Source organism: Bradyrhizobium sp. SHOUNA76, assembly GCF_023006445.1.
GTDB lineage: Bacteria > Pseudomonadota > Alphaproteobacteria > Rhizobiales > Xanthobacteraceae > Bradyrhizobium.
Map to the genome: position 1 here is coordinate 1 of NZ_JALBHA010000382.1, position 6,472 is coordinate 6,472.

General features: G+C 66.2%; 5 protein-coding genes and 2 pseudogenes. 5 read left to right on the plus strand and 2 right to left on the minus strand.

All coding sequences use genetic code 11. The annotated features are described in order from the left end of the window. Positions 1–589: 589 nt before the first annotated feature. Positions 590–1,696 (plus strand): ring-opening amidohydrolase, encoded by a 1,107-nt coding sequence (locus MOV74_RS28225; RefSeq protein WP_246929884.1) that lies wholly within the window; start codon positions 590–592, stop codon positions 1,694–1,696. 108 nt (positions 1,697–1,804) lie between these two features. Beyond that, positions 1,805–3,274, plus strand: coding sequence for an amidase (locus tag MOV74_RS28230; protein ID WP_246929885.1), 1,470 nt, complete (start codon positions 1,805–1,807; stop codon positions 3,272–3,274). 37 nt (positions 3,275–3,311) lie between these two features. Here the strand turns inward: MOV74_RS28230 and MOV74_RS28235 are convergent, their stop codons facing one another. Continuing rightward, the gene (locus MOV74_RS28235; protein WP_246929887.1) at positions 3,312–3,632 is read right to left on the minus strand and encodes a hypothetical protein; all 321 of its coding nucleotides are present in this window, start codon (positions 3,630–3,632) and stop codon (positions 3,312–3,314) included. A gap of 116 nt (positions 3,633–3,748) precedes the next feature. Between MOV74_RS28235 and MOV74_RS28240 the strand changes: the two genes are divergently transcribed. Both MOV74_RS28240 and MOV74_RS28245 read left to right on the plus strand, forming a co-directional pair. Continuing rightward, positions 3,749–4,657 (plus strand): PaaI family thioesterase, encoded by a 909-nt coding sequence (locus MOV74_RS28240; protein WP_246929889.1) that lies wholly within the window; start codon positions 3,749–3,751, stop codon positions 4,655–4,657. A gap of 67 nt (positions 4,658–4,724) precedes the next feature. Then, on the plus strand, positions 4,725–5,093 hold the full coding sequence (locus MOV74_RS28245; RefSeq protein ID WP_246929891.1) for a hypothetical protein: 369 nt from the start codon (positions 4,725–4,727) through the stop codon (positions 5,091–5,093). Between the two features lie 87 nt (positions 5,094–5,180). Here the strand turns inward: MOV74_RS28245 and MOV74_RS28250 are convergent. Further along, a pseudogene (locus tag MOV74_RS28250) lies at positions 5,181–6,371 on the minus strand (thiamine pyrophosphate-dependent enzyme); the annotation flags it as partial. Here MOV74_RS28250 and MOV74_RS28255 point away from each other — a divergent pair. After that, positions 6,361–6,472: pseudogene (locus MOV74_RS28255) on the plus strand (intracellular septation protein); the annotation flags it as partial. The pseudogenes MOV74_RS28250 and MOV74_RS28255 sit on opposite strands and share 11 nt — an antisense overlap.

The window sequence follows — 6,472 nt, forward strand, 5'->3', positions numbered from 1 at the left end:
GATGACAGGTGAAGCCGGAAACGTCCGGCCTTCCCTGCGCGATGTTTGACGGCGTATGGCGCGCTCTCCCCGGAGACGAGTTCCTGCTTGCCTCCGTCACCTCGCGAATTGGCGGCGCGCGTCGCCCGGTCGGGCGGCCCGCACCTCCGCAAGGCTTGGCTGTAGCAACGACAGCCAGGACCACGCGATTTGGCCGTACGCTTCAAGCGCCGCTCGTCCGCACGCGGCCGGGACCTCACGGGGTTGATCCCGCCCTGCTCCCACCTCTCGTGCACGACGCTGCCGCGTCCACCGCTCCCCGATCCGCGGTTCGAAACGACGTACGACCGCCCCTTTCGCCGGATCAGGATGGCCGACACATACGCCGAAACCGAATTTCGGTAAAGCGGAATATTTTTGGCGGACGGGGTTGACTAGCGTGCGACACAGGGTGCGGACGGCCACCGGCGCGCACGCCGCATTCCGTGCCGTCCCGGGGAAAGCCGGACCATAGCGCGTGATCCATCGATTGCACCACACCTTGACACGCACCTGACTTCCACGGCTGGTTGCTCTTGCCGGACCAGCGAACTTCCTAGGAGGACACTCCATGCGCGCCACATCGGCCGGCGTCTTCAAGCTCGCCACCAAGGGCCCCGGCGACGTCTCCAGCCTCATGGCTATGATCGGCTCCGGCGCGATAGATCCCAAATCGATCCTCGCCATCCTGGGCAAGACCGAGGGCAATGGCGGTGTCAATGATTTCACCCGGGAGTATGCCGTTGCCGCGCTGTGCACGGCGCTTGCGCCGCAGCTCGGTCTGACGGCGCATGAGGTCGAGCAGCGGATCGCCTTTGTGATGTCAGGCGGCACCGAGGGCGTGCTCAGCCCGCACATCACCGTGTTCACGCGCCAGGATGTCCCGCAGCGGCCGGCGGGCATCGCAGGCAAGCGCCTGAGCATCGGCATGGCGTACACCCGCGATTTCCTTCCCGAAGAGCTCGGCCGCTCCGCGCAGATCACGGAGACGGCCAGGGCCGTGAAAGCCGCGATGGTGGATGCCGGCCTCACCGATCCCGCCGACGTCCATTTCGTTCAGATCAAGTGCCCGCTGCTGACCAGCGATCGCGTCGCGGCGGCAAACGCGCGCGGTAACAAGACGGTGACGACCAGCGCCTACAGCTCGATGGCCTATTCGCGCGGCGCGTCCGCCCTCGGCGTTGCCGTTGCGCTCGGCGAGATCGCCTCCGATGTCCGGGACGAAGACGTGCTGCGGCGCTACGATCTGTTCTCGAAAGTGGCCTCGACCTCGTCCGGGATCGAGCTGATGCACAACGTCGTCATCGTGCTCGGCAACTCAGCGGCGTCGGTGAGCGAGTTCGAGATCGGCCACGCCGTGATGGACGATGCGATCGACGCCTCGGCGGTGATGTCGGCACTGCAGAGCGTTGGCGTTGCGCCAGAAACTGCGGCAGGTCGCGCGCTCGTCAACGTCTTTGCCAAAGCGGAGGCCTCGCCTGATGGCAGCGTGCGCGGCTTCCGCCACACTATGCTGGAGGATACCGACATCAGCTCGACCCGCCACGCGCGCGCTGCCGTCGGCGGCCTGATTGCAGGTCTCGCCGGCACCGGGGCGGTCTATGTTTCCGGCGGCGCCGAACATCAGGGGCCGGCGGGCGGCGGACCGGTTGCGGTCATCGCGCGGCTCTTCGATTGATCGGCCACCTCTCCGCCCCACGCAACCCTGCCCCTCGCGCCGGCTCAGTTGATTCAGGCGGTCCCTTGCGAAAAAGGTGGCCTCGCTATTCAAGGGGATTTTGACGTCATGACCTTGCCGATGAGCTGGACTGAATGGGCGCAGCACGATGGCGTCGCACTGGCGGGGCGTGTCCGCAAGGGCGAGCTGACGGCGAAGGAATTGGCGCGCCAGGCTGCCGCGGGTGTCGCCAAGGTGAATCCCGCCCTGTCGGGCGTGGTCGAGCTGTTCGAGGACGTGATCGCCGATCCCGCCAAGGATGGCGCCAATCTCGCAGGTCCTTTCGCCGGCCTGCCCTTCCTGATGAAGGATCTCGGGCCGACCATGAAGGGCCGGCTGCAGGAGATGGGCTCGCTGTTGATGCGCGGCAATCGCGCCGCGGCCGACACGTTCCTGACCGGCAAATTCCGCCAGGCCGGGCTCAACCTGATCGGACGCACCACCACGCCGGAATTCGGCGTGTGCTCTTCGGCCGACAATCCCGCCGTCTACGTCACCCGCAATCCCTGGAATACCGACTACACCACCTGCGGCTCGTCCGCGGGCAGCGCCGCGATGGTCGCCGCGGGGGTAGTGCCGATCGCGCATGCCACCGACGGCGGCGGCTCGATCCGCATTCCCGCCGGCGTCAACGGCAATATCGGATTGAAAGTCTCGCGCGGCGTGTTCTCGCTCGCCCCGCACATGTCCGACCTCACCGGCCTCGTCTCGATCCAGGGCTGCCAGTCGCGCTCGGTGCGCGATACCGCCGCCTTCGTCGATCACGCGAGGGGACCTGCGCCCGGCGAGTTCATGCCGTTCTGGACCACGGCGCAGCCTTATTCCGAGATGATCAAGCGCGATCCTTCAAAGCTGCGCATCGCGCTGTCGCACACGTGGGGCGACTACACCGCTACGCCCGAGATCGCAGCCGAGCTGGAGAAGACCGGCCGCTTCCTCGAAGGCCTCGGCCATCACGTCGACTACGCCCTGCCCGAGCTCGATTTCCGCGCCGCCTTCGCCGCGCAGACCACCTGCTACATCTCGAACTTTGCGGTGGTGATCTCCAACATGCTGGCCGCGCGCGGGCTGGACAAGCCGCCGGAAGACCTGATCGAGCCCATGAACATCCGGATCTGGGAAGCCGGCCGCCATACCACCTTTGCCGAGCGGGCGAAGATGCAGGGCGTGTTCAACACGACGTCACGCGGCTTCGGCGCCTTCTTCGAGCAGTGGGACGTGATCCTGACGCCGATCACCGCGCTGCCGACGCCGAGGGTCGGCACCAGGGAATATCTCACCATCTCCGACAATCCCGATGTGCTGGACTGGTTCGGCAATCTCTGGCGCTTCTTCGCCTTCACGCCGCTCGCCAATCTCTGCGGCATGCCGGCGATCTCGATGCCGATGGCGAGCCAGGAGCACGGCCTGCCGCTCGGCATCCAGGCCATCGCCAAGCAGGCCAATGACGGCCTCCTGCTGCAGCTCGCCGCCCAGATCGAGCGCGCGCTCGACGGCAAGTGGAACGGCGGCAGGAAGCCGAAGGTGCATGTGGGCTGAAAAGCGATCGCAGTGACATGCGATCGCACAAGCAGCCTCAGTTCTTCACCACCGGAATCTCCTCCGCCGCGGGCTGCTGCTGCCCCTGCTTGTACATCGCCAGTGCCTTGTCGAGCGCTTCGCGCAGCGCCAGCGCTGCGGCCACGCTGCAACGTAAGTGCGCGGTCTGGACCACGTCGACCCTGACGGCGGCGCCGATCGGCATCAAGAGGTTCGCGGCGAGCTCGATCTGGATCGCGCCGTTGTGATGGCCGAAGCAGGACGCGCCGTCGAAATAGATGATCGGCGCCCGCTCCGAGCTGGAGGTCGAAATGGTGACGGGCCCCTGATTGGCGGCGGGCGTTTCGGGGTCGGCCATGGGCGCTCCTTGCAGCTAAACGACGAACGAAGCGCCCACCATCGGTGCTTTGGCCGGCTCTGTCGAGGCCCCTTCTGGGTTTTGCGCGGCGGCCGGCACTGGTCTAGAACGTCACCATGAGCACCATACCGACCACGCTCCCGTTCGAGGAACTCGCCGAGGCGATCAAGGGCCGCCGTTCCGATTACGGCCATATCAGCGGCCTTCAGCTCGACCGTTTCGCGCCGGCTGAGGCCTGGTCCAGCCTGCCCTACCGGCCCGTCTTCGTCGGCGACATCGAGACCGGCGTGCTGCACGGCGGCGTCGTCACCGCGATGCTGGACGAGAGCTGCGGCATGGCGGTGCAGCTTGCACTCGACGGCACGCGCGCGATCGCGACGCTCGATCTGCGCATCGACTACCAGAAGCCGGCGACGCCGGGCCTCGACATCAAGGCGCATTCGGTCTGCTACCGCACCACGCGCTCGATCGCCTTCGTGCGCTCCACCGCCTATCAGGAATCCGAGGACGATCCGGTGGCGACCGCGACCGCCTGCTTCATGATCGGCGCCAACCGCACCAACATGCTCGCGGACCGCAGGATGGATGGACGGAGCATCCCGACGCTGGAGGCGCCGGACGACCCGGACGGCCCGTTCGCGCACAGCCCGTTTGCGCGCTGCCTCGGCATCCGCGTCAACGGCAACGGCACGCTGACGATGCCGTTTTCGCCTGTGATCATCGGCAATCCGATCCTGCCTGCGATCCATGGCGGCATGACCGGCGCCTTCCTCGAGACCACCGCGATCGTCGGCGTGGCGCGCGAGCTCGGCACCGCCGCGCTGCCCAAGCCGATCGGCCTTACCGTCAACTATTTGCGTTCCGGCCGCGCCCTCGACACGTTCGCCGATGTCTCGATCGTGAAGCAGGGACGGCGCATCGTCGCCTTCGAGGCGCGCGCCTGGCAGGACGATGCGGAAAAGCCGATCGCCACCGCTTTCGGTCATTTCATGCTGCGTCCGACGCCGGGAAGTGACGAGGAATAAGCGCCTTTTGACTTGACGGCCGCAGTTCCGGCCACAACGATAGCGCGTCACTGCGAGAGGTATTGGATTGCGGCATCCGCTCGACATCGTCGCCATGTTCGCCGCACTCTGGCTGCTGGCCTCGATGATGCTCGACGCGTTGACGCCGAAGGAGCTGACCGCAATCATGATCGGCGTTGCGATCGGTCCCGCGATCCTCATCACCGCCGTGTTCTACTACCTCCGCTGCCCGCGAACCGACTTTGCGGTGATATTCGCAGCGCTCTGGCTGATCTCGGACATCGCCATCGCCTTCGTCTCACCGACGCAGCTGCCGCATTTCCTGATCGTGCTCGGCTTCCTGCCGGCCCTGCTGATCGGCACCGCGCTGCACTGGCAACGCCTCCAGCGCCGTGAGCAGCGGCTGCCGGCACCACCTTCGGTGAAGCGGGGTTAGCCGCGCATGAAGGGCTCGTCCACCTCTCCGGCAAGTGGGAGAGGGAACGCACCTCCGCTGCAGCATCGATCTTGATTCCATTGCGCTCTAGCGCGGCAAGAGATTCGTCTTCGCGAGATCCAGCACCTCGTCGCCGCGGCCGTTCATCACCGCGCGCAGCACCCAGAGGCTGAAGCCCTTGATCTGCTCGGTGGTGATGGTCGGCGGCATCGACAGTTCCTGCTTGGCGGTGACGACATCGAGCAGCGCCGGCCCGTTATGGGCGAGCATCTCCTTCACCGCACCGGGGAGCTCGCCGGGATCCTCGACGCGTTTGGCAAAGATGCCCATCGCGCGCGCCATCGCCGCGAAGTCAGGATTCTCCAGGTCGACATTGGTGTCGACGAAGCCGGCCGCCTTCATCTCCAGCGCGACGAAGCCGAGCACGCCGTTGTTGAAGATCACCACCTTCACCGGCAGCTTCATCTGCGTCAGCGTGATCAGATCGCCCATCAGCATGGTGAAGCCGCCGTCGCCGGAGAGCGAGATCACTTGTCGGCCGGGTTGGGCAGCCTGCGCGCCGATCGCCTGCGGCATCGCGTTGGCCATCGAGCCGTGCACGAAGGAGCCGATCAGCCGGCGGCGGCCGTTCATGTCGAGATAGCGCGCGGCCCACACCGTCGGCGTGCCGACATCGGCGGTGAACACGGCATCGTCGGCCGCGTGGTCGCTGATGATCTTTGCGAGATATTGCGGGTGGATCGGCTTGCTGCCCGGCGTTCCCTTGGCGAGCGCATCGAGCCCTTCGCGCGCCTTCTTGTAATGCGCGACGGCATCATCGAGGTGCTTGCGCTGCGTCTTGGCTTTGAGCAGCGGCAGCAGCGCCGCGATGGTGAGCTTGACGTCGCCGACGAGGCCGAGATCGATCTTGCAGCGCCGCCCCAGATTCTCCGGGCGAATGTCGATCTGCGCGATCTGGCAGTCGGTCGGGAAGAACTGCTTGTAGGGAAAATCGGTGCCGAGCATCACCAGCGCGTCGCAGGCGTGCATGGCCGCGTATCCCGAGGAGAAGCCGATGAAGCCGGTCATGCCGACGTCGTAGGGGTTATCGTATTCGACATGCTCCTTGCCGCCGAGCGCATGGACGATCGGACTCTTCAGCGCCTCCGCAAGCTGCATCAAGGGCGCGTGCGCGCCGGCGCAGCCGCGGCCACAGAACAAGGTGATGCGCTCGGCACCGTTGAGGAGATCGGCCAGCACCTGCAGCTCGTCGGCCTGCGGCACCACCTTCGGCGCCGGCATGATCGTGGTCGCCTCCACCGGCGATCTAAAGCTGTGGGCGTTCTACCTGACGGTGGTCGCCGGCGGCGCCAAGATCCTCGCCTTTGCCGTGCAATACG

Excerpts from the sequence above, each read along its gene's own strand:
- MOV74_RS28225 (WP_246929884.1), top strand. The coding sequence starts at position 590 with ATGCGCGCCACATCGGCCGGCGTCTTCAAGCTCGCCACCAAGGGCCCC.
- MOV74_RS28230 (WP_246929885.1), top strand. The coding sequence starts at position 1,805 with ATGACCTTGCCGATGAGCTGGACTGAATGGGCGCAGCACGATGGCGTC.
- MOV74_RS28235 (WP_246929887.1), bottom strand. The coding sequence starts at position 3,632 with ATGGCCGACCCCGAAACGCCCGCCGCCAATCAGGGGCCCGTCACCATT.
- MOV74_RS28240 (WP_246929889.1), top strand. The coding sequence starts at position 3,749 with ATGAGCACCATACCGACCACGCTCCCGTTCGAGGAACTCGCCGAGGCG.